Origin of the sequence: Ensifer sp. LC384, assembly GCF_001695865.1 — a bacterium.
In the GTDB taxonomy this organism is placed as follows: Bacteria; Pseudomonadota; Alphaproteobacteria; order Rhizobiales; family Rhizobiaceae; genus Ensifer.
This window is the reverse complement of the sequence record NZ_MBST01000033.1, coordinates 21,258-43,953: the sequence shown is the minus strand read 5'-3', so window position 1 is coordinate 43,953 and position 22,696 is coordinate 21,258. Positions and strand designations below refer to the sequence as shown.

The window sequence follows — 22,696 nt, the reverse complement described above, 5'->3', positions numbered from 1 at the left end:
TTATAGACCCCCATCCTCACAGACGTCAACAGTCAATTTCAAAAAACCGACAAGATCGAACAACCAACTGAAAACAAACAACAAATTCAAACGGAAGTTATCAACAGGGCGGAATGCACCCGATTCCGTGAGCCAGTCCATCGCCGCGACCATTTCAAGTCGCCCGGTTTGATTGGTGCGCTTCCCGCTGAGACCGCGTTCCGCCGCATCCACGACCTCGAAACTGTAGCGCACGCTTTCCCCCTCGCTATCTATTTTCGTGCGAACAGGCACCGTGAGGCTGATGCAGGGCGAAAAGCAGCTAAAGCGGCCGTCCGTGGATCAGATTTCGGTATGCTCAGCGAGAACCGGCTGTCGTCGAAAATCCTGTACACGAACAAGCTGCGCCTCACTCCCGAGGAACTCTAGAAGCACTGCGTTGAACAAGGAGGCGGACTCGATGTTGACGATATGCCGTCCGGGCAGCGACAGGTGGAGGCCCCGCTGCACGCGACCGGCGATGCTTTCCAGATCGGACGGCGGACAAACCGGATCGTCCTCGCCGGAGATGGCAAGCAGGGGATTTGCGATCCGCACGAGGTCTCCTTGCAGGTCCGCCGTGGCCAGAGCCGCGCAGCAACCCACATATCCATCGGGCGAAGTGGCGGCGAAACTGTCGAGCACCCTGGCGACAGCGCGGGCCTCAGAAACGTTGAACTGCGGTGTGAACCAGCGTTCGGCCGTAGCAGGGATCAGCGCGCCGAGCCCTTCTGCTCGCACAGCCTCGATACGCGCTGCCCAGCTTTCTGCGGTGCCGATCTTCGCAGCAGTCGCGCATACGGCGACCTTGCCCAAGCGCTCCCCGGCATGAATGCCCAGCCACTGTCCCGTGAGACCGCCGATCGACAAGCCGCAGAAATGCGTCCGCTCTATATCCAGCGCGTCGAGCAGCGCAAGGGCATCTCCACCGAGGTCGGCGAGAGTATAGGGCGGACGCGGTGCAGACGACCGGCCGTGACCCCGGCGATCGTAACGCAACACGCGATACTGCCGCGACAAGGCGTCCACCTGAGCATCCCACATGTGCATGTCGGTGCCGAGCGAGTTGCAGAGCATCAGCCAGGGCTTGTCGGAGCCGCCAGTCGCGGCTCCGTCGATGCGGTAGTGGAGGCGGTGACTGGGAAGATCAAGATAAGCCACTGCTCAAATACTCCAGTTGTCGGAAGCCAGGGTTTTGGGCGCCGATGGTTGATGGTCCCGCCGCTTGCTCAGCACCGGCCGGAGTGGCCGCGGGTCCACGCGCGATTGAGTTGTCAGCGTCTCCCGGTCATCGTTCTGCCACCTCATGCTGTGGCTAAGCGAACGGCGGCGGACCGACGGGCGTTGCTGACCGCGAACACCAACATCGCCAAGGCGGCGATCGCCGCCGGGATCGAGAAGATCAGGAAGTTCTGTTGAAGTGGAAACTCCTGCGCCAGCAGCACGCCGCCGAGCGTCGGGCCGACGATGGCGCCGATGCGGCCCACGCCCGAAGCCCAACCGAGCCCGGTGGAACGGACCGAGAGGTTGTAGAGCTGCGCCACGCTGGCATAGAGCAGGATCTGCGTGCCGATGGTGGTGGCGCCGGCAACGAAGACCATCAGGAACAGGATCCCCGCCGGCGGGTTGAGGCCGATCAATGCAATGGATGCCGTGGCGGCGACGAAGAAGCCCACGACCACCTTCGGCAGGCCGAAGCGGTCGCCCAGCCAACCTCCGACGATCGCGCCGGCCATGCCTCCGAAGTTGAGCGAGAAGAGGCTTAAGAGGCTTGCCTTTTCGGCATAACCGGCTTCCTGCAGCACCTTCGGCAACCAGGACGACAGCAGATAAACGAGCAGCAGGCAGCAGAAGAAGGCGGTCCACAACATGAGTGTGCGCAACGTGCGCTGGTGGCGGAACAGTTCGGCGATCGATGCAGACGCGCCCTTGGTTTCGGAAAAGACCAGCCTGTCGTCGCGGTCAAGGCGCGTGGCAGGGGCGAGCTTCGAATAGATCTGTTTCGCCCTCTCCTGTTCGCCCTGGCGGATGAGGAAGCCGAGCGATTCCGGCAGTTTCCACAGAATGACCGGCAAAAGCAGCAATGGCAGCGCCGCGACGAAGAACATCGGCTTCCAGCCGAATTGCGGAATGAGGCCAATGCCGAGACCCGCCGCGACCATGCCTCCGACCGAGTAGCCGGAAAACATGATGGCCACCATGGTGCCGCGAAGGCGCTTGGGTGCATATTCGTTCATCAGTGCCACCGCATTCGGCATCAGTCCGCCACAACCGAGACCAGCGACGAACCGGAAGATCTTGAACTCACCCGGCGAGTTGGCAAAGCCGGTGAGCAGCGTCGACACCGTAAACAGCAGGAAGCTGATCGCTATCCCCTTCTTGCGACCGATCCTGTCCGCCAGCGGCCCGAAGAAAAGGGCGCCGAACATCATGCCGAACAGCGCCCAGGCCTGGAGCGCGCCGGCCTGCGGCTTGGTCAAACCCCACTCGGCAATCAGCGTCGGCAACACGGTACCGGCGACAAAGACGTCGTAGCCGTCGACGATCAGCAGCAGGGCGCAGAGCGCAACCACCAGCCATTGAAATCCCCCGAACGGATTGTTGTCTATCGCTTCATTCACATCGATGGTGCGCATGATCACTCCTCCCCGAGTCCGTTACGCATTCATGTCTCAAGTCTTCAGCCGAGATCTCCCCCGGCAACCGGCAGCACGCTGCCGGTGATGTAGGACGCCTCATCCGAGGCCAGGAACAGGATCGGCGCCACCTGTTCATCGATGGTTGCGTACCGCTTCATGAAGCTGGATTGCTTCACCTGCCGCACGACCTCCCCCATCCAGCCCTTTTCGGCTTCGCTATCGCCGTTGGCGTTGCGCGGAATACGGCGCGGCGGCGCCTCGGTGCCGCCCGGCGCCGTGGCGACAACGCGGATGTTGCGATCGGCGAGCTCCATGGCGAGCGATTGCGTGAGGGCGTTCACGCCGCCCTTTGCCGCCGAATAGGGCACGCGATGGATGCCCCGCGTCGCGTTCGACGAGACGTTGACGATCGTGCCGCCACCGCGCGCGAACAGATGCGGCAGCACCGCGTGGCAGCAATAGAGCGTCGGCATCAGCGAGCGGCGGATCTCCGCATCGATCTGCGGCGGGTCGAATTCGCCGTAGGGGCGCATGCGGATCGCGCCCCCGACGGTGTTGATCAAGATGTCGATGCCGCCGAAGGTCTCCGCGGCAAAGCGCATGGCGGCAACCGCGCCCTCCCAGGTTTCCAGGTCGGCGTTGAAAGCCGCTGTCTGCGCGTCCGGAACTTCAGCCGCCGTGTCGGCAACGAAATCGGCACGGTCGACGAACACCACCTGCCCGTCTTCTTGAGCCGCACGGATCGCCACGGCACGCCCAATCCCTTGCGCGGCGCCGGTCACGATCAGCACCTTGCCGGAAAAACGGCCCTCAAAGCGCGGCGCAGTCATGCGGCCTCCTTCGCGATGGCGTTGGGCGTGAACTTCTCGTAGTGGAAGCTGTCCGGCGTCACGCCATTGTCGTCGAAGTGTCTGCGGACGGCATCGACCATCGCAGGCGGACCGCAGAGATAGACGTCGACGTCGCCGCTATTGAGCACTTCGGCCGGCATGTGCTGGGTGACCCAGCCCTTGCGCGGATGGCTGGAGGCTTCCTCGGCCACAACCGTGGCAAAGCTGAAGTTGGCAAGCCGCTTGGCATAGGCTTCGATTTCTTCGACGAGGACCAGATCGAGATCACGCGTGACGCCATAGATCAGATGGACTCGTTGCTCCGAGTTTTCGGCGGCGAGCACTTCGAGCATGGAAAGGAATGGCGCAAGCCCGGTGCCGCCGGCGAGAAACAGCAGCGGCCTCTGAACCTCGCGGAGATAGAAGCTGCCGAGCGGACCGGTCAGTTGCAGTGTCGTTCCGACCTCGGCGCGCTCCAGCCAGGTGCTCATCAGCCCGCCGGGTATCTTCTTGATGAGAAAGCCGATGCGCGCTCCCCCTGGCGCCGTGCTGAACGAATAGGAACGGTTCTGGCCGCTGCCCGGCACGTCGATGTTGGCGTATTGGCCGGGCAGGAAAGCAGGTGCTGCGTCGGCCTCCAGTTCGAGCACGATCGCCGCGTCATTGTGCGGGCTTACGCTTGTCACCGTCGCGGAGAATGTCTGCTGCCCTGTCTTGCAGGCCGCCGATGTCGTCGGAACTGCGACTACACAATCCGAAGTCGGCTTCATCTGACAGGTCAGCACGAGGCCGCTCTCCGCCTCATCCGCCGTCAGCGCATCATCGATGAAGTCGTCGCCGAGGTCGTAGCTGCCGCTCTCGGCCCGGCACTTGCAGGTGCCGCACACGCCGTCGGAACAGTCCATCGGCAGGTTGATCTTGCTGCGGAAGGCGGCGTCGAGCACTTTCTCGCCGTCCTTGCATTCGATGAAACGGGTCACCCCGTCTTCGAAGTTCAATGCGATCTTGTGGCAGCCCACGGTATCCTCCTGTTCAGTCCCTGTGCCGGCCGACGACGCTCGTCAGAGGTGATAGACGTCGACGACCTGGCGGATGTAATCGTTCTTCAGCACGATCTTCTTGTTCGCGATCAGAAGCCTGTCGCCGCTCTTTTGCAGCGTGACGAACATGGTTCCGAAGAACTGGTCGGTGACCTTGTAGCGATGGTTCAAGGTTTGGAAGTTGTAGCGCACGTCGACCTCATCGCCCCGGTCCTGCAGCACTTCGACATTGGTCACGTTGTGGCTGGTGCGCGGTTCCGGCGTCGAGGCGCCGGAGCGCTCGGTCTTGATGCGAAACACCCGGTCTTCCAACCCGTCCCGGCTTGGGTAGTAGATCAGTGAGATCTGCGAGTGCGGGTCTTCGGTGAGTTGATCATCGTCGTCCCAGGCCGGCATCCAGTAGGTCACGTCGGGGGCGTAGCAGGTCAGCCATTCGTCCCATTGGCGATCGTCCAGAAGGCGCGCCTCGCGGTAGAGGAAGGCGCAGATGGCGTCGTAGGAGATGCTCATGCGACCACTCCGCTCTTCTCGGCCGTAAGCGCATCACGCATCACCTTGGCCCAGTATTCGTGCTGGCGGACGAAAAGCCCCTCGTCCTCGCTGCGCTCTCCAGACAGGAGCGGCTCGATGCCCATGCGCCTGGCGTTTTCGTCGGGGCCGTCGATCCACAACGGCGCGCCGCGCGACAGGTCGTTCCAGAGCGCGGTGGTTCCGGCATAACCCTGTTGGCAGGCGCGAAACTCCTCCAGGTCGTCGGACGTGCCCATGCCGGACACGTTGAAGAAATCCTCGTACTGGCGGATGCGCAGCGCACGGTCTGCGGCGCCTTCGCCTTTCGGCCCGAAGCAGAAGATACTGATCTCGGTCTTGTCGACGCTGATCGGCCGCGTCACGCGGATCTGCGTGCTGAACTGGTCCATCAGGAAGACGTTCGGGTAGAGGCAGAGATTGCGGGTCTGATTGACGATGAAATCCGCCTTGTCCTCACCGACGCGCGCCGTGATCTCATGCCGGCGGTTGTAGACCGGCCGGACCTCGGGGTTCATCGTGTTGGTCCACAACAGGATATGGCCGTTCTCGAAGCCGTAGACGCCAGCGACCGAGCGGCTCCAGCTGTTGGCGTCGACTGCCTTTGTGCCCTCCTCGTTGCGCCGGCCCATGGTGGCGGCGTAGTTCCAGTGCACGGAGCTGACGTGATAGCCGTCGCAGCCGTTTTCCATCTGCAGTTTCCAGTTGCCGTCATAGATGTAGGACGAATTGCCCCGCAGCACTTCAAGGCCGTCAGGCGCCTGGTCAACGATCTGGTCGATGATGACCTTCGTCTCGCCGAGGTAGTCTTCCAGAGCCGGCACATCCGCCTTGAGGCTGCCGAACAGGAAGCCGCGATAGCTTTCGAACCGCGCGACGCGCTTCAGGTCGTGCGAGCCATCCTTGGCAAACTGCGGCGGATACTGCGTGGATTTCTCATCCTTCACCTTCAGCAGCTTGCCGCTGTTGGAAAAGGTCCAGCCGTGGAAGGGACAGGTGAAGCTGGCCTTGTTGCCGTGCTTGCGGCGGCACAGCATCGCGCCACGATGCGCGCAGGCATTGATGACGGCATGCAGTTCGCCTTGCTTGTCGCGGGTGACGACCACCGGCTGACGGCCGATATAGGTCGTGTAGTAGTCGTTATTGTCAGGAATCTGGCTCTCATGGGCCAGATAGACCCAGTTGCTTTCGAAGATGTGCTTCATCTCCAGCTCGAACAGGTCTTCGTTGGTGAAGATGTCGCGGCGGCAACGGAATATGCCGGCTTCCTTGTCGTCCTGCACGGCGGTGGCCAGCAGATGATTGAGGTCCCGGGCCTTGTCGATGATCGCAGACATGAACTATCTCCCGCAAAGCGCGCATCTTCGGGCGCAGCCTTTGCAACACAGTCGTTTATGACGATGATTGTCAGGGGTGGCGGCCCATCCGGGCCGCCGGTTTTGCCGCTCAGGCGGCCGCGCGCTTGCGCTGTTCGTTGATCTGGTTGTCGACACCGTTCACCAGGGCCGTGAGATGAATGTCGAACTTGATCTCCGCAAAGGGGCCGGTCAGGCCATTGGCCTTTATGCTGGCCTCGTCGGTCCGCTCGATGACGGCCGGAACCAGGCCGTCTCGCGTCGCATAGGCGAAATCGTCGTCGACCAGCGGATCGCCTTCGATGTTGATTTGTGTCGTCAGCTTGCGGTGGTCGTCGGCGCTGATGAACAGGTGGATATGCGCCGGGCGCTGGCCATGGCGGCCGAGTGCCGACAACAGCCGCTCGGTCGGGCTGCCAGGTGGTACGCCATAGCCGTGCGGCACGATGCTGCGGAACTTGTAACAGCCCTTTTCGTCCGCGACGATCGTGCGGCGCATATTGAACGGCGCCTGCTTGCCTGTCGGATCGAAATGCGAATAGAAGCCGCGGGTGTCACAGTGCCAGACTTCGACCGTGGCGCCCGGCAGCGGCTCGCCGTTGGCGCCAAAAACGGTGCCATGCATGATCAGGGTGTGGCCGTTTTCGTCGGTGCCGTCGTCGAGACGGGCAAATCCGTGCGACACCGGCGCGCCTGCCACATAGAGCGGGCCTTCGATGGTGCGCGGGGTCGGGTTTTCGATGCCGAGCGCCTCATCGATCGCGTCGAGGCGCTCGTCGAGGAAATGGTCGAGACCAAGACCGGGCGAGATCAGACCGGCCTGGCTGGTGGCGCCGATCTCGTTGAGCCAGGCGATGCCGGTCCAGTATTCATCGGGGGTGATGTCGAGATCGTCGATGGCCTTGAACAGGTCGGACATGATCCGATGGACGATCTGCTTGACACGCGGATTGCCGCCGTTGTTGTCGAGGCCGCTCAGGACCTTGAGAAAGTCCTGTATCTCCGGCCTGTCGAAGATCTGCACGTTCATTTTCATCCTCCTCTTGGATTACTTGAGAAAACTGGCGCGGTTCGCATCCTCCCGGGAGCGCCGCCAAAGACGGTCTTAGCTATCGTCGTCGCGGACTGCCGAGGGATGCCGCACGAGTGGCGTCACCTCGAGGTCCATGAACTTGAACAGCGGAAGTCCCGAAAGTATCTCGTGCAGTTCCGCGTTGTCCTTCACGTCAAAGACGCTGTAGTTCGCGTACTGGCCGACTATTCGCCAGATGTGTCGCCACTTGCCGCTCTTCTGCAGATCCTGCGAATAGGCCTTTTCCCGGGCGATGATGTCGGCCGCCTCCGCCTTTGGCAGATCGTTGGGAATGTTCACGTCCATGCGCACATGAAAGAGCATGTTCAGCCTCCCTGCCCGGCAATGCTGACCGTCTTGCGCAGTCCATCGCGCGTGAAGAAGGCCAGACGCTCTTCGTCCAGCTCGATACCGAGCCCAGGTCCTGAGGGCACGGTCAGTTCAAACTCGCTGTAGTTCAGCGGTGTCGTCAGGATCTCTTCGGTCAGCAGCAGCGGTCCGAACAGCTCCGTCCCCCATTGAAGGTTGGTAAAGGTGGAGAACACCTGCGCCGATGCCACCGTGCCGAAAGCCCCTTCAAGCATCGTGCCGCCATAAAGACCGATGCCGGCCGCGTCGGCGATGGTCGCGACCCGCTGGGCATTGAACAGCCCGCCGCTTTGCTCGATCTTGACGGCGAACACGTCCGCACCGCTGACTTTCGCGAGTTCAAAGGCGCTTTCCGGGCCGTGCAGCGATTCATCGGCCATCAGCGCGACGGGAAAGCGACGCACGAGCCGGGCCAGTGCCGCAGCCGAGGCGACCGGCTGTTCGACCAGGTCGCAACCGGCGTCCGCCAAGGCGGCCATGCCGTAGGCGGCATCTGTCTCGCTCCACGCCATGTTCACATCCACCCGAACCGAGCCACGCTCGCCCAGCGCCCGCTTGATGGCCGCAACATGGGCGATGTCCTGATGCAGGGGCCTTGCCCCGATCTTCAGCTTGAAAATCCTGTGCCGGCGCAGGTCGAGCATCTTCTCGGCCTCGGCGATGTCGGCCTTCGTATCACCGGACGCCAGCGTCCATGCGACAGGCAGATGGCTGCGCATGCGACCGCCCAGCAACTCGCTGACAGGCAACCCGAGCCGCTTGCCATGCGCATCGAGCAGCGCGGTTTCAATCGCGCATTTGGCGAAACGGTTCTCCTTGACCATCTTGCCGATGCGCGCCATCAGCGTCTTCACGGCCGTTGCATCCTGGCCGACCATGACGGGCCTGAAATAGGTATCGACCGCCAGCTTCATGCTTTCCGGGCTTTCGCCCCCATAGGCCAGCCCGGCGATCGTCGTGCCCTCGCCGATGCCGACGATGCCGTCGCTGCAATGGACCTTGACCAACATCAAGGTCTGGCCGTTCATGGTCGCCACCGAGAGCTTGTGCGGCCGGATGGTCGGCAGATCGACGAGCAGGGTCTCGACGCGTTCTACGAGGGGGAACGCTGCTGCGGTCGGGACAACGGATGTCAAGGTCGTGTTCATGGGGCGAACTTTGCGCCGGGTATGAAGCCTCGTCCAACATCATTTGCATCTGCTATGATACCTTTCTGGTATCATAGCCAGAAAAATGCCACCTTATCTGCACTTCCCGCAGTGCAGCATACCGTCGACAGCTGGGAATCCGGAGTAAGGGATGAGAGCAAAATGATGGATCTTCGCCAGCTTCGCTATTTCGTAGCCGTCGCACGCGAGCGAAACTTTACCCGCGCAGCCCAGACGCTGCACATCGCCCAACCGCCCTTGAGCCGGCAGATCCAGTTGCTTGAGGAGGACCTGGGCGTCCCACTCATCATCCGCAAGAGCCGCCCCGTCCGGCTGACGGAAGCAGGGCGTCTGTTCTATGAACAGGCGCTGCAGGTCCTCGGTCGGGTCGAACAGATGCAAGCGGCAACCCGCCGGGTCGGCTTGAACCAGAACAGCGTCCTGTCGATCGGCTTCGTTGCCTCGACCCTGTACGGCGGGCTGCCGTCACTGGTGCGAAAACTGCGCCAGCACGCCCCGGAAGTGGATATCCAGCTGTTGGAAATGGTCTCCGTCCAGCAAATCCCCGCGCTTAAGGAGGGCCGCATCGACATGGGTTTTGGCCGCCTGCGGCACAGCGACCCGAACGTGGTCGGTATCGTGTTGCGCGAAGAACGTCTTGTCGTGGCAATACCGAAAGACGCGCCGCTGGCTAAGGAGGCTTCGCCGCTTCCGGTCGCCGCCCTTGCCGGTCAAAAGGTCATCGTCTACCCCAAGGAGCCTCGACCCGGCTATGCCGACCACGTGCTGAGCCTGCTGCAAAGTCATGACGCGCGCCCGGCCGAGGTTCAGGAAGTGCGGGAAATCCAGACCGCCCTCGGACTGGTCGCCGCCGAAGCCGGTGTGTGCATCATCCCCTCCTCCGCACGCCAGATGCGTTCGGACGTGCACTATCGGCTGCTCGAGGGAAAAGGCGCAACCTCACCGGTCATCCTCAGCCACCGGATCGGCGACAATTCGCGGTATATCGACCTCGTCAAACAATTGATTGCCGAAATGTACGAGGAAAGCCCGCCCTGGCTGGACCCGGAATACAACCTTGTCCCCGGCCATGGCTTGATCGGTAGCCCAACCGAGCACACTGAGAAATTTGAATAGGCGTACGACGCGGTCGAGCAAGAAGGTTGCGTCAGCGATCTTGGCGCGTCTGACAAGACGCGCGGCGCTGTAGGCTCCGGGGAGCTACTCTGCCTGCCGGAAATTGCGGATGCGGTCGAAGAGGACGGCAAGGATCGTCGCGCCGCCGATGAACGTTCCCTGCCAGAAGGCGTTGATGCCGAGCAGCCCGAGGCTATTGCGGATCACCTCGATCAGCGCCGCGCCGACCAGGGCGCCAAAAGCCGTGCCCACTCCGCCGGCAAGGTTGGCGCCGCCGATCACCGTCGCTGCGATGACCTGCAGCTCCATACCGGCACCGATGTTGGTCGTCACCGCGCCGAGCCAGCCGGTCTGAACGATGCCGGCGATGCCGGCCGAAAGGGCGGAAATCATGTAGACACCGACCTTGATCGGGCGCACGGGGATACCGGTGGCAGTCGCCGCCTGCTCGTTGCCGCCGATAGCGTAGATGTAGCGGCCCAGCCTCGTCCACCGCAGGACGAAACCGGTCAAGAGAGCCAGAACGATCATGTAGATCACCGGGTTGGCGATGCCGAACAGCCATGCCCCACCGCCAAGAGCGAGCAGCTTATCGTGATCCGGACCAAACTGGAAAACGACCGTGTTGTTTGACGCGACCATCGCCAGACTTCGCGCAATCGACAGCATGCCGAGCGTGACCACGAAAGGCGGAAAGCCGACATAGGCAATAAGCACACCGTTGAAAGCACCGATGAGGACCGCAGTTGCCACCGAAGCGGCAATCCCGACCTCGATGCTGTAGCCGGAATGCATGACCACCGCGAGGACCATGCTGCATAGGCACAACACCGACCCTACCGACAGGTCGATCCCGCCGGTGATGATAACCAGCGTCATGCCGAGGGCAATGATTGCGACGAAGGTGGTGTTGCGGGTGATGTTGTAGAGGTTCTTCGCTGTGGCGAATGAATCCGTCGCGAAGGACAGGAAGATGCAGGCCAGAACGACGGCGACCAACACCCAGAACGTCTGGTTGGAGAGGATTGCAGCACCCAGCGTACGTTGTTTCTGAGCAATCGTCTGGTCGAGCGTCGTTGCCATTGTCCTTCGCATTCCTCCTATCCCGCGCTCATACCCTTTCGATGGCGCCGGTAATCAATCCCGTCACTTCTTCAGGCGACGTCTGCGCGATAGGCTTGTCGGCGACCATTCGGCCACGCCGCATGACGACAACGCGATCGGCGACATCGAAGACGTCCGGCATGCGATGGCTGATGAGCACGACCGCAATGCCGCGGTCACGCAGTTCCCGGATCAGATGCAACACCTCGGCGACCTGGCGCACTGAGATGGCGGCAGTCGGCTCGTCCATGAGCACGATCTTTGCCTCGGAGATCATCGTTCGCGCGATCGCGACCGCCTGCCGTTGCCCCCCGGACATCTGCCTGACAAGATCGCGGGGGCGGGTTTCGGATCGGAGCTCCCTGAAGATTTCTCCGGCGCGTCTGTACATCGCCTTGTAGTCCAGCACACGCAAAGGGCCAACGCCGCGCCTCAGCTCGCGCCCAAGGAAAACGTTCGCCGCCGCCGTCAGATTGTTGCAGAGCGCCAGGTCCTGGTGAACGATTTCAATGCCGTGCTGTCGCGCCTCTACCGGCCGATGCAGCACGATTTCGCTGCCGTCGAGCCGTATCGTGCCCTGGCTCGGACGGTAGTTCCCGGCAATCATTTTGACCAGCGTCGACTTGCCGGCGCCGTTGTCTCCCATGAGGCCGACCACCTGCCCCGCTTCCAGTGAAAGCGAAACGTCGCTGACCGCCTGGATGGCGCCGAAGTGCTTGGAAATGTTGGTGAGCTCAAGTACCGCCACCAGCCTTCTCGCCTCCAGAAGCGCACCGGTACGCCAAGGGGCGCGATCGTTCGTCTGACTTCACCCAGCGGCCAACATCGCATTTACGCAAATCCTTATGAAGGCGTCAATGACGTCCTTTGCCGAGCAACTGTTTTGTATGACAAATAGACGTTGCGCTGTATATTAGCTGTCGGTGGGAGACGAGCATGCTTATCCTTGTTACCGGTGCAACGGGCAAGGTCGGGCGGAACCTCATCGCGGGGCTGCTTGACCAACCGCGTTTTTCGAGGGCGCTGATCCGTGCGCTCTGCCACAATCGCCTGCTCGATCCGTCGGAGCGACTGGACGTGGTCTGCGGGACGATCGCCGACCGCGAAGTCGCCGAAGCGGCAATGAAGGGCGTCACTCATGTCGTGCACCTCGCCACCTGCAAGGAAACGCCCGACACTGTCATGGACATCACGGTCAAGGGATTGTTCTGGCTGCTCGAGGCGTTCCGGACCAGTTCTTCCGCACGCCAGTTCATCCTCGTCGGTGGGGACGCGGCGGTCGGCCATTTCTTCTACCGCCACGATGGTCCAGTGACGGAGAAGACGCCGCACCGCGCCTATCCCGGTTGCTACGCGCTGTCGAAGGTCCTCGAGGAAGTGATGCTCGAGCAGTACGCGGTTCAATACGGCACGAACGCTTGCTGCCTGCGCGCGCCGTGGATCATGGAGAAGGACGACTTCAAACAGACATTGTCGTTCGGCGACGATGTTTTCGGCGCCCCCGACTGGAAGACCTTTTTTGCGCCCGCAGAAGCGCGGCGATACGCCGAGGCCGGCACGGTGCCGCTCCTGCGTGATGCCGATGGCCGGCCGCTCAAGCGCAATTTCGTGCATGTCGGCGACCTGGTCTCGGCGATCCTCGAGGCGATCGACAACCCGCGCGCCGAACGGCAGCTCTTCAACATATCGATGGACCGTCCGGTCGACTATGGCGAGGTCGCACGCTACCTCGCACGCACGCGTAACCTCGACTCGGTCGACGTTCCGAGCGCCTTCCACTCGAACTGGATGGACAACAGCAAGGCGAAGTACCTTCTGGACTGGCGCCCTGATTACGATCTCGAAAAGCTTATCGACTCGGCCTGGCAATACGAGCGTCAGCCGAACGATCCTCGTGTCGTCTGGTATCCGGGTTGATTTGTGCCGCGGACAGACGCTGTCCGCTTGTTCAACGGGAGGAAAGAATGAGAAAGACATTATTGCTGGCCGCCGTTGCCGTCCTGGCGCTCTGCGCCGGTCAGGCCCTGGCCAAGAAGCAGCTCGTCATCGTCGTGAAAGGCCTCGACAACCCATTCTTCGAAGCGATCAACCAGGGTTGCCAGAAATGGAACAAGGAAAATACGGATTCCGAATATGAGTGCTTTTACACCGGGCCTGCCTCGACATCCGACGAGGCCGGCGAAGCGCAGATCGTTCAGGACATGCTCGGCAAGGCCGACACGGCTGCCATCGCAATTTCGCCCTCCAATGCCAAACTCATCGCTCAGACGCTGAAGACCGCAAACCCGACGATCCCCGTCATGACGCTGGACGCCGACCTTGCCAAGGAGGACTCGGCCCTGCGCAAGACCTATCTGGGGACCGACAACTACCTGATGGGCGCGCGGATCGGTGAGTACATCAAGAAGGCCAAGCCGACTGGCGGCAAGATCTGCACGATCGAAGGCAACCCCGGGGCGGACAACATTCTGCGCCGAGCCCAGGGCATGCGCGACACGCTGACCGGTCAGGACGGACTGGCGGAACTGAAGGGCGAGGGAGGTTGGACGGAAGTCGCAGGCTGCCCGGTGTTCACCAATGACGACGGGGCCAAGGGCGTGCAGGCGATGACGGACATTCTCGCCGCCAACCCGGACCTCGATGCGTTCGGCATCATGGGCGGCTGGCCGCTGTTCGGTGCACCGCAGCCCTATCGCGACCTGTTCAAGCCGATAGCGGACAAGATTGCGAAGAACGAATTCGTCATCGGCGCGGCCGACACGATCGGCGACGAGGTGGCCATCGCGCGTGAAGGGCTGGTGACGGCTCTCGTCGGGCAGCGTCCGTTCGAAATGGGCTACAAGGCGCCGTCTGTCATGCTGGACCTGATCGCCGGCAAGCCGGTGGAAGATCCGGTGTTCACCGGTCTTGATGAATGCACCAAGGACACGGTCGACACGTGCATCCAGAAGTGACGCCATAGTCCGGGGTCCCGTTTGCGGGCGCCCGGACAAAGGTCGTTATTTCCGGCCGAGCCCGCGTGGCGGCTTCATGCCGCCGGCGCGGGCGGTGTCAGGTCGACCCCGTTGACGCAAGCGCCACGCATCGACAGCATCAGAACGTATTGATCGGCGGCGGTGAAACCATTCTTCGCGGGGTTGCCGGCCGGGTTTGGCATGCCGCCCATGTGAGCCGTCGGCTCGAGGTCCTTGAGCGCATTGGCGAAGACAATTCGTGCGCATCACAACGGGGAGAGCAGAATGACAAAGAGGATCATCTTCACCGGCGGCAGCGGCAAAGCCGGCCGCCACGTCGTGCAATATCTCGTCGAACGAGATCACCAGGTGCTCAATCTCGACACCCGACCGCTTGATAACCCGAAAGTCAGGACGCTCATCACCGATATCACCGATAGCGGGCAAGTCTTCAACGCCTTGTCGAGCTACACCGGGCTGCACGAATTCGACCCATCCTTGAGGCCGCAGCCGATCGACGCCGTCGTACACTTTGCCGCCATTCCGCGCATCATGATCGCGCCCGACAACGAGCTTTTCCGCGTCAACGCACTCGGCACCTACAACGTCATCGAAGCGGCCGTGAAACTGGGTATCCGCAAGGTCGTCATCGCATCCAGCGAGACGACCTACGGTCTCGTCTTTGCCAACGAGCCCCGCACGCCCGCATACTTTCCGCTCGATGAGGAATACGATGTCGACCCGATGGACAGCTATGCCTTGTCGAAGGTCGTCAACGAACAGACGGCACGCGCCTTCGCGCTTCGCAGCGGCATCGACATCTACGCCTTGCGCATCGGCAACGTCATTGAGCCGCATGAGTACGAGTTGTTTCCCGGATGGTTCGCAAATCCGGGCTTCCGCAGGCGCATCGCCTGGAGCTACATCGATGCGCGCGACCTCGGTCAGATCACGCTTCGTGCGGTGGAGAAGGATGGGCTGGGGTTCCAGATCTTCAACGCAGCCAGCGACGACACCTCTTCCGATCTGCCTACCCGCGAACTAATCGACCGTTTCTATCCGGGCGTGCCGCTCAAGCGGGAACTCGGCGAATTCGAGACGCTGCTGTCGAACCGAAAGGCCCGTGAAGTGTTGGGCTTTCGCAGCGAACATGGCTGGAGAAGATACGTCCCCGCTGGCTGACGTATCGGGCAAATATCGGAGGCGAGGTAACTCCGCTGCCGGGCCGCCGAGAGCGAGCAGGCGGCACGAACACTGTAGTCATCTCGCGATGACGGACGATGCCAGTTTCTATTGCATGCGGACGTAACATAACCCGCGAAACGGGTGTTCGTCCCGCCTCGAAGAAACGGCGGCAAGAGGGCAGCCGCTTCTTCGATTCGATGCCCTATTTGGCCACGTGCCACACGCCGCCAACACCGTCGACGTCGACATCTCCGGCTTTCTGTCCTCGGCGTACTGACGGTCGAATGTCGAATAACGTGGTGGCACGAGGCAAGAAATGATAAGCCAGTTAGGCGGAGGCGTGACCATGCAGAACAGCATGAGGCTGGCATATGGCTAAAGTTGTTTCCACACGAGCCACCGACGACTTGGTGCAGCAGGTTCTGGAACGTCCGCGAGCACTTAAGAAGAAAACTCTGCCCTCCGACGGTTCCACGACGAAACTCACGCTCAATGTCGACACCGACGTGGTCGATTGGTTCAAAGCATCCGGCACCGATTGGCGCGCAAGGATGCAGGACGCTCTTCGAAATGCAACCAAGCGCGACAAGGATGCTTGATCCCAGCGGATCCGCCTGGATGGCTGTCAATGAGCGCGACGACATCGGCTTGCGCGGAACGAGCCGCAGACTTTGCAATTGCGGCCCCTATCGAACAGCCGTTTTGCGTACACCAATGCCGCGCCATCTCGCTCAGATCATCACATATCGCACAATGCGACTTACGGAGCGGGCCGCGCCACTCGGCCTCTGAAGGTTCTTGGAGGCCAGCCTATGGCCTCGTGGATGGGACACGGCTGCGTGCGTCTCAGGGCAGCGCGCGAGCACATGCTCGATGGCACGGTCAGGGTCGACCATTTCCCTCTCGGCCGACGACCGTCCATGACGCACACATCGTATACAATGCTTGCGTATTATGTTGACAATATTCTATTTTAGCGCTTCCTTATTGTAATCCGCCGCGCCATTTCGTGCCGGATGCCAAAAATGGGGAGTGAGATGATCAACAGACGCTCGACATTGAAATCGTTGGCGCTCGGCGCCGTTTCGATCCTGGCAATTGCAGTCGCAAGCACCTTTCCCGCACAAGCGGAGAACAAGGAACTCAAGATTGGCTTCGTCGGCGTGACCAGCGGTCCCGCCGCGGCCTGGGGTACATCCAACGTCCGCTCGATGCAGACGCGCGCAGATTGGCTCAACGAGGCCGGCGGCGTGAAGATCGGCGACGACACCTACAACATCACCATCGTCACCTTCGATGACCAGAAGGATCCCAAGCGGGCCATCGCCGGCATGGAGAAGATGGCCCAGGAAGGCATCCATTATGTCGTCGGACCGAATGTCGATGACGGCGCGGCGGCCGTTCGTCCTGTGGCGGAATCCAAGGGGATCATCTATTTCCCCTACGCCTTCCCGAAATCGCTTTATGTCGCACCGGCCTCGAATGCGGTCCTCGGCATGGTTGCCAATTATCAGTCCGGACCGGCAATCTACAAATATCTGAAGGAAAACAAGAGTGTGAAGAAGGTGGCTTTCATCGCCGCCAACGAATCCGACCCGATCAGCCAGCGTGACGGCGGCGTCGCTGCCGCCAAGGAACTCGGGCTGGAAGTGGTCGCCGAGACCGATACCTACCAGAACGACACACGCGACTTCACACCGGTGCTGACGCCGATCGTCCAGTTGAAACCGGATCTGCTCGTCCTGTCCGGTGTGGCCCCCGCCAACGCGCCGCTGTTGATCCGCGCGGCACGCGAACTCGGCTATGAGGGCCTGATCTCGGCAGAAACGGCGCAGGACGCGACCGTGCTGCAGGAAGGCGCTGGTGAACTCGCCAACGGCTTCATCTCCGTCGGCGGCGCTTCGACCCCGGAGATCCGCACGCCACTGATGGAGGAGTTCATCGATCGCTACACCAAGAAGTTCGGCGAATACAACGATGAGTCCAACACCAAGGTCTACGCGCTCGAATACATCATCGAAACGCTCAAGGCGAACCCCAAGGCGATAGACGACGTGGCCGAGTTCAAGAAGACCATCGACAGCTTCTCCGCGCCCAATCCCTACGCCAAGGACAGCATGCTGAAATATGTCGGCACGACCTCCTTCGGCCAGAAGCGCCAGGTCTCCGTGCCGATGGTGGTGACCGAGTTCAAGGACGGCACGTTCAAGACGTTGTTCATCGGCGAAGTGGACTGACGTTGCCTGATTAAGTCAATCGAGGTTCGGGACCGGTCCCGAACCTCCCCGGCGATCGGATTTTCCGCCATGGAACAGGTCATTGCCAACGGACTGTATCTGGGTGCCCAATATGCGCTGATCGCGCTCGGGCTGACACTGATCTTCGCGCTCATGAACGTTCTCAACTTCGCGCACGGGCAGATGTACGTGCTGGGCGGCTTCGTGACATACTCGATCTACGGCCAGCTCAAGCTGCCCTTCGTGGTTGCGCTGATCTGTTCGGGGGTATCGCTGGCGATTGTCGGCGCGCTGATGGAGAAATTCCTTTTCCGGCCGGTCATCCGACGCAGCAAGCGCGAGGAAAGCACGATGCTGCTCGCCGCTGCCATCGCATTTTTCCTCGATGCCCTCATATTGCTGCTGTTCGGCGAGAAACAGCGCGGCGTGCCGAAGATCGTCAGCGGCGTTTTCATCTCCGACAGTGTGATCTTGCCTTACGATCGCATCGTCGTCGGCGTGATCGCGATACTGATGATCGCCGCCTTCATGCTCTACATGCAATACAGCAAACCCGGCCGCGCCATGCGGGCGCTGGCGCAAGATCGCATTGCCGCGCAGCTGATGGGTGTCAAGGTCGAGCGCTATTCCATGATCGGCTTCGCACTCGGGGCAATGCTCGCCGGTGTCGTCGGCGGCTTGCTCGTCAGTATCACCGGCGTCAACTCCGGCATCGGCGGACCGATTTCGATCAAGGCGTTTCTGATGGTGATGATCGGTGGCGCCGGCGTGGTTGGCGGCGCAATTGCCGGTGGTTTCATCCTCGGCATGATGGAATCGGTCGGCCTCACCGTGCTGCGCGAATATGGCGACGTCACCTATCTGGTCATCTTCGCGCTGCTGATGGCCTTCCTGAGCATCCGCCCGAACGGGCTGATGGGCAAACCGTGGGGCTGATGTCATGCGCAAATCGTCGTCCGTCAGGATCGTCTCCGCCGCCCTGTTCTTGTTGGCGCTGCTTGTGGCCGTCCCGCTGCTGATCAGCGCCACCGGCCGGAGCGACCTCTATTACACGCTAACCTCGGTCGCCCTTCTCAGCATCATCAGCGCGGGCGTGTGGATCACCTTCTATATCGGCCGCATCAACATCGGCCAGGGCGCCTACGCGCTGATGGGTGGCTATGTCTCCGCCATCCTGGTGACGAATTATGGTGTGTCGTTCTGGCTGACCCTGCCTCTGGCGGGCCTGTTCTGTGCCGTTGCAAGTGTTCTCATCGGTCTGCCGATTCTGCGCCTGCGCGGCGTTTATTTCGCCATGGTGTCGCTGGTGCTGACCGAAGTCGCGCGCCTGCTTGCGCTTGCCATGCCGATCACCAACGGTGCCAAAGGCATTGTCAGCATTCCCTTGCCGACCGGCATAAGCCTTTTCGGCATCACCTTCGTTCCGGATTTCGCGAGCCTCGCCAATCCCCGGTTTGCCTTCTACATCGTCGCTGTATTGTTGATGACGCTTTGCTTCCTCGGTCTCTATCGGCTCGCCCATTCGCGCATCGGCCAGCTCTGTCAATCGCTGCAGCAGAACGAGGAGCTCGCCTCGTCGATCGGCGTCAATATCGCCTACCTCCGCGTGGTCGCCTATGCGCTCTCATCTTTCCTCGGCGGCGTCGGTGGGGCGATGTTCGCATCGATCTCCCAATCGATCTATCCGTCGAGTTTCACGGTCGCCGACTCGGTCAATTTCATGCTCAATTGCTTCCTCGGCGGGCTTGGCTATGTGCTCGGACCGATGCTTGGAACCTTTGTCCTCTATTTCGGTTGGGACGTGCTGTTCCAGGCGGGCGAATTCCAACTCCTGATCTTCTCGACAGTGCTGATCGTGCTGATGCTGGTCCTACCCAACGGCCTGCTGAGCCTAGCCCTGCCCGGCAAGAGGAGCGGCTAGCACCATGACCGACATTCTCGAAGTCATCGGCCTTACCAAACGTTTCGGCGGGCTCGTCGCGGTCAACGACGTCTCCTTTTCGGTGCGCGAGCGCGAGATCCTTTCAGTCATCGGGCCGAACGGCGCCGGCAAGTCGACCCTGTTCAAGCTGATCGCCTCCTTCCTGCGGCCGACCGAAGGCGAAGTGAGGTTCAAGGGCGAGCGGATCTCCGGGCTGTCGCCGCACATCACGGCTCGAAAGGGTGTGGTGCGGACATTTCAGGAGACCACAATCTTCAAGGACATGACCGTGCGCGACAACGTCGTGACGGCTCACCATCTGCGGTCCCGCGCCAGCCTCGTCGGCTTTTACTTCGGCAGTGCCTCGGCGCGCAGCGATCTGGACGCCTTCGGCAGATCCGCCGACGAGATTCTCGCCTTCCTTGGACTGGGAGCGATGCAGGCCGAGATCGCCAGCAACCTGCCCCACGGGCATCTGCGGGCGCTCGGCATTGCCATCGCGCTTGCCACCGATCCGTCCGTCATCCTGCTCGATGAGCCCTTCGCGGGCATGAATCACGACGAGACCAGGCGCGCGGTCGAAATCGTGCGTAAGCTGCGCGAACGCGGCATTACCGTGCTCCTGGTTGAACACGATATGCCGGCCGTCATGAACATTTCCGACCGCATCGTCGTACTCAACTTCGGCGAGAAGATCGCCGAGGGTACCCCGGCGGAAATCCAGCAGAACCCAAAGGTCATCGAAGCCTATCTCGGTGCCGAAGACGAATCGATCGGATTGTAGGCCATGGAACCGCTTCTCAAATTCGATGACGTCGAGCTCTACTACGACCACGTCTATGCCCTGAAAGGCGTGTCGATCGAGGTTAAGGAAGGCGAGACCGTGGCGCTGATCGGCGCCAACGGGGCGGGCAAGTCGTCGATCCTGCGTGCCATCACCGGCCTCAGAAGGATCCGCAAGGGTGAGATCCGCTATCGCGGCAACCGCATTGACGGCGTCGCGCCGGATGAGATCGTCCGCATGGGCATCTCCATGGTGCCGGAAGCGCGTCGTGTCTTCCCTTTCATGACGGTGCGCGACAACCTTCTGATGGGTGCCTTCACGCGCTCCGACAAGGCTGAGATACAGCAGAGTATGGATATGGTGTTGACGCGCTTCCCGCGGCTCAAGGAGCGTTACTCGCAGCAGGCGGGGACGATGAGCGGTGGTGAGCAGCAGATGCTGGTGATCGGCCGAGCGCTGATGGCGCGCCCCCGTTTGCTGCTGCTCGACGAACCGTCGCTTGGCGTCGCGCCGAAGCTGGTCCAGGACATCGCGCGGTCGATCGTGGCGATCAATCGTGACGAAAAGGTCAGCGTGCTGCTTGTCGAGCAGAACTCGCGCATGGCGCTGCGGATCTCCCAGCGTGCCTACGCGTTGACGACCGGCAAGGTGGCGCTCAGCGGAAATTCGGTCGAGTTGCTGAATGACGACCGTGTCAGGCATCTCTATCTCGGCGGCGAAGTGTAGGTAGGACCGGACATGCGCATCCTTGTCATAAATCCCAACACCACGGCCTCGATGACCGGCAAGATCGGCAAGGCTGCAAAGATCGCGGCGTCGGCCAGAACCAGGATCATCGCAGTCAATCCCGAGGACGGCCCACCAAGCATCGAGGGCTATTTCGATGAGGCCTTCGTGGTGCCTGGCATTCTCGCCGAAATGTTCAAGGCAGGCGATATGGACGCCTATGTCATCGCATGTTTCGACGATACGGGTCTCGATGCGGCGCGCTGCGCTACAAGCGCACCGGTGATTGGAATAGGCGAAGCGGCGTTTCACCTTGCAACGTTGATTGCCGGTAAGTTCAGCGTCGTCACCACGCTTGCGCGCTCAGTGCCGGCGATCGAACACAATCTATCGAAATACGGCCTGTCCTCTCGCTGCGCCAAGGTGAGGGCGTCGGATGTCGCCGTACTTGACCTCGAAGAGCCGGGTTCTGAAGCGCGTCAGAAGATCTCGGTTGAAATTGCCCGTGCGATCGCCGAAGACAAAGCAGAGGCGATCGTACTCGGTTGTGCCGGGATGGCCGATTTGGCGCACCAGCTTTCGAGCGAATATGGGGTGCCGGTGCTTGACGGTGTGGCCTGTGCGGTCAAGCTTGCCGAAGCCATCTGCGCTTTGGGTCTGAGAACCTCGAAGGTCGGCGGTTATGCCGCGCCACTCGTCAAGCAATTTGCCGGTCACTACGCGCCATTGTCGCCGGGGTTGAGCAAGCTTCAATAAGGATGCATCGGGATGCCCAAGGACGTTGTCCGTCGGCGAGCGAGACAAAAGACGAGCCCGCCAGAAACGATGAATATGTCGCCGATACTCGATCCGGAAATCCACAGTCGGATGCCGGCCACGCGTTGGTCGCCGATCTATCACGGCCTCCGGGACGCAATCGTCGCACATCGGCTCGCCCCGGGCACGAAGCTGCCGGAAGACGAGCTTGCATCGATCTATGCGGTCAGCCGCACGGTGATCCGGGCCGCCCTTCAGGCGCTGGCCCACGACCGTCTCGTACGACTAGAACCTAATCGCGGTGCCTTTGTCGCTCAGCCGTCGACCAGAGAAGCGCGCGAGGTTTTCGAAGCGCGCGCACTGATCGAACCCAAAGTCGCCGCACTTGCCGCGGAAGTGGCTAAACCGGAGGACATATTGCTGCTGCGCCGCCATCTCGACAAGGAGCATGAGGCGCTGCATGCCGGCCGCGACAGCGACGCGATCATGTTATCGGCGCGATTTCATGTGGGTATCGCGGAAATTGCCGGCCATTGCGTTCTGACCGGCTTCGTCCGTGATCTCGTTTCCCACTCCTCGCTGATTATTGCTCTTTACTGGAAGCGGCGCGACACAACCTGCGAAAGCCACGCGCATCATGCGCTGGTCGACGCCATCGAGGCGGGCGAATCCGCTAAGGCCGCCGACCTGATGAAGGAACACCTGCTTGACCTCCTGTCGGGCCTGGAGCTCGCTCGGCCGGCAGGCAAGCCGGCGAGCCTCGCAGACGCGCTCCGCTGAATTGCCGCTGGGACAGCCGCTGGACTGGCAAAGACATCAAAGCGGAGAGCGGTCGGATCGGTGGTCTGCCGACGTTTGTGTTGGTTTTGGAACGCCAGAAGCCCGCGGACATT

General features: G+C 61.4%; 25 protein-coding genes. 12 read left to right on the top strand and 13 right to left on the bottom strand.

The window, feature by feature from the left end:
* The 10 genes from BC363_RS22005 to BC363_RS21960 form a co-directional block, all read right to left on the bottom strand.
* Nucleotides 1–234 carry a hypothetical protein gene (locus tag BC363_RS22005; protein WP_065784987.1) on the bottom strand — a complete coding sequence of 78 codons (234 nt, stop codon included), beginning with the start codon at nucleotides 232–234 and terminating at the stop codon, nucleotides 1–3.
* Between the two features lie 87 nt (nucleotides 235–321).
* Nucleotides 322–1,179, bottom strand: a complete 858-nt coding sequence (gene pcaD / locus BC363_RS22000; protein WP_083223588.1) for a 3-oxoadipate enol-lactonase — start codon at nucleotides 1,177–1,179, stop codon at nucleotides 322–324.
* Nucleotides 1,180–1,322: 143 nt separating this feature from the next.
* Nucleotides 1,323–2,654 (bottom strand): aromatic acid/H+ symport family MFS transporter, encoded by a 1,332-nt coding sequence (locus tag BC363_RS21995; RefSeq protein ID WP_065784986.1) that lies wholly within the window; start codon nucleotides 2,652–2,654, stop codon nucleotides 1,323–1,325.
* A gap of 44 nt (nucleotides 2,655–2,698) precedes the next feature.
* Nucleotides 2,699–3,487: a benzoate diol dehydrogenase BenD gene (benD, locus tag BC363_RS21990; RefSeq protein WP_065784985.1), complete on the bottom strand. Its 789-nt coding sequence runs from the start codon at nucleotides 3,485–3,487 to the stop codon at nucleotides 2,699–2,701.
* Nucleotides 3,484–4,506 carry a benzoate 1,2-dioxygenase electron transfer component BenC gene (gene benC / locus BC363_RS21985; RefSeq protein ID WP_065784984.1) on the bottom strand — a complete coding sequence of 341 codons (1,023 nt, stop codon included), beginning with the start codon at nucleotides 4,504–4,506 and terminating at the stop codon, nucleotides 3,484–3,486. The genes benD and benC overlap by 4 nt, the downstream gene beginning before the upstream one ends.
* 42 nt (nucleotides 4,507–4,548) lie before the next feature.
* The gene (benB, locus tag BC363_RS21980; RefSeq protein ID WP_065784983.1) at nucleotides 4,549–5,037 is read right to left on the bottom strand and encodes a benzoate 1,2-dioxygenase small subunit; all 489 of its coding nucleotides are present in this window, start codon (nucleotides 5,035–5,037) and stop codon (nucleotides 4,549–4,551) included.
* On the bottom strand, nucleotides 5,034–6,392 hold the full coding sequence (locus tag BC363_RS21975; RefSeq protein WP_065784982.1) for a Rieske 2Fe-2S domain-containing protein: 1,359 nt from the start codon (nucleotides 6,390–6,392) through the stop codon (nucleotides 5,034–5,036). Before BC363_RS21975 ends, benB begins: the two co-directional genes overlap by 4 nt.
* A 109-nt stretch (nucleotides 6,393–6,501) precedes the next feature.
* Nucleotides 6,502–7,440 (bottom strand): catechol 1,2-dioxygenase, encoded by a 939-nt coding sequence (gene catA / locus BC363_RS21970; protein WP_065784981.1) that lies wholly within the window; start codon nucleotides 7,438–7,440, stop codon nucleotides 6,502–6,504.
* Nucleotides 7,441–7,515: 75 nt separating this feature from the next.
* On the bottom strand, nucleotides 7,516–7,806 hold the full coding sequence (gene catC / locus BC363_RS21965) for a muconolactone Delta-isomerase (protein WP_065784980.1): 291 nt from the start codon (nucleotides 7,804–7,806) through the stop codon (nucleotides 7,516–7,518).
* Nucleotides 7,807–7,808: 2 nt separating this feature from the next.
* A complete protein-coding gene (locus BC363_RS21960) occupies nucleotides 7,809–8,999 on the bottom strand; it encodes a muconate/chloromuconate family cycloisomerase (RefSeq protein WP_065784979.1) in 1,191 nt (396 codons plus the stop codon).
* A 165-nt stretch (nucleotides 9,000–9,164) separates the two neighbouring features.
* On the opposite strand from BC363_RS21960, the gene BC363_RS21955 reads away from it, so the two are divergent.
* Nucleotides 9,165–10,136 carry a LysR family transcriptional regulator gene (locus BC363_RS21955; RefSeq protein ID WP_065784989.1) on the top strand — a complete coding sequence of 324 codons (972 nt, stop codon included), beginning with the start codon at nucleotides 9,165–9,167 and terminating at the stop codon, nucleotides 10,134–10,136.
* A gap of 84 nt (nucleotides 10,137–10,220) precedes the next feature.
* Here the strand turns inward: BC363_RS21955 and BC363_RS21950 are convergent, their stop codons facing one another.
* Nucleotides 10,221–11,219 (bottom strand): ABC transporter permease, encoded by a 999-nt coding sequence (locus BC363_RS21950; RefSeq protein WP_065784978.1) that lies wholly within the window; start codon nucleotides 11,217–11,219, stop codon nucleotides 10,221–10,223.
* A gap of 28 nt (nucleotides 11,220–11,247) precedes the next feature.
* Complete coding sequence (locus BC363_RS21945) at nucleotides 11,248–12,006, bottom strand: ATP-binding cassette domain-containing protein (RefSeq protein WP_244512771.1); 759 nt, start codon at nucleotides 12,004–12,006, stop codon at nucleotides 11,248–11,250.
* Nucleotides 12,007–12,176: 170 nt separating this feature from the next.
* Here BC363_RS21945 and BC363_RS21940 point away from each other — a divergent pair, with 170 nt between their 5' ends.
* Nucleotides 12,177–13,157: an NAD(P)-dependent oxidoreductase gene (locus BC363_RS21940; RefSeq protein WP_065784976.1), complete on the top strand. Its 981-nt coding sequence runs from the start codon at nucleotides 12,177–12,179 to the stop codon at nucleotides 13,155–13,157.
* A 47-nt stretch (nucleotides 13,158–13,204) separates the two neighbouring features.
* Nucleotides 13,205–14,194, top strand: coding sequence for a sugar-binding protein (locus tag BC363_RS21935; RefSeq protein WP_065784975.1), 990 nt, complete (start codon nucleotides 13,205–13,207; stop codon nucleotides 14,192–14,194).
* Nucleotides 14,195–14,268: 74 nt separating this feature from the next.
* Here the strand turns inward: BC363_RS21935 and BC363_RS35185 are convergent, their stop codons facing one another.
* Nucleotides 14,269–14,406 (bottom strand): hypothetical protein, encoded by a 138-nt coding sequence (locus tag BC363_RS35185; RefSeq protein ID WP_161952483.1) that lies wholly within the window; start codon nucleotides 14,404–14,406, stop codon nucleotides 14,269–14,271.
* A 73-nt stretch (nucleotides 14,407–14,479) separates the two neighbouring features.
* Between BC363_RS35185 and BC363_RS21930 the strand changes: the two genes are divergently transcribed.
* The 9 genes from BC363_RS21930 (at nucleotide 14,480) to BC363_RS21890 (ending at nucleotide 22,583) form a co-directional block, all read left to right on the top strand.
* A complete protein-coding gene (locus BC363_RS21930; protein ID WP_065784974.1) occupies nucleotides 14,480–15,376 on the top strand; it encodes an NAD(P)-dependent oxidoreductase in 897 nt (298 codons plus the stop codon).
* Nucleotides 15,377–15,750: 374 nt separating this feature from the next.
* The gene (locus BC363_RS21925) at nucleotides 15,751–15,978 is read left to right on the top strand and encodes a BrnA antitoxin family protein (RefSeq protein ID WP_065784973.1); all 228 of its coding nucleotides are present in this window, start codon (nucleotides 15,751–15,753) and stop codon (nucleotides 15,976–15,978) included.
* Nucleotides 15,979–16,416: 438 nt separating this feature from the next.
* Entirely contained in the window at nucleotides 16,417–17,616 is a 1,200-nt protein-coding gene (locus tag BC363_RS21920) for an ABC transporter substrate-binding protein (protein ID WP_065784972.1), read from the top strand.
* Between the two features lie 69 nt (nucleotides 17,617–17,685).
* Complete coding sequence (locus tag BC363_RS21915) at nucleotides 17,686–18,552, top strand: branched-chain amino acid ABC transporter permease (RefSeq protein WP_065784971.1); 867 nt, start codon at nucleotides 17,686–17,688, stop codon at nucleotides 18,550–18,552.
* 4 nt (nucleotides 18,553–18,556) lie between these two features.
* Entirely contained in the window at nucleotides 18,557–19,537 is a 981-nt protein-coding gene (locus tag BC363_RS21910) for a branched-chain amino acid ABC transporter permease (RefSeq protein WP_065784970.1), read from the top strand.
* Between the two features lie 4 nt (nucleotides 19,538–19,541).
* Nucleotides 19,542–20,321: an ABC transporter ATP-binding protein gene (locus tag BC363_RS21905; RefSeq protein WP_065784969.1), complete on the top strand. Its 780-nt coding sequence runs from the start codon at nucleotides 19,542–19,544 to the stop codon at nucleotides 20,319–20,321.
* Between the two features lie 3 nt (nucleotides 20,322–20,324).
* Nucleotides 20,325–21,047: an ABC transporter ATP-binding protein gene (locus BC363_RS21900; protein WP_065784968.1), complete on the top strand. Its 723-nt coding sequence runs from the start codon at nucleotides 20,325–20,327 to the stop codon at nucleotides 21,045–21,047.
* 12 nt (nucleotides 21,048–21,059) lie between these two features.
* Complete coding sequence (locus tag BC363_RS21895) at nucleotides 21,060–21,803, top strand: aspartate/glutamate racemase family protein (protein ID WP_065784967.1); 744 nt, start codon at nucleotides 21,060–21,062, stop codon at nucleotides 21,801–21,803.
* Nucleotides 21,804–21,878: 75 nt separating this feature from the next.
* A complete protein-coding gene (locus BC363_RS21890) occupies nucleotides 21,879–22,583 on the top strand; it encodes a GntR family transcriptional regulator (protein ID WP_065784988.1) in 705 nt (234 codons plus the stop codon).
* The last annotated feature ends 113 nt before the right edge of the window (nucleotides 22,584–22,696 follow it).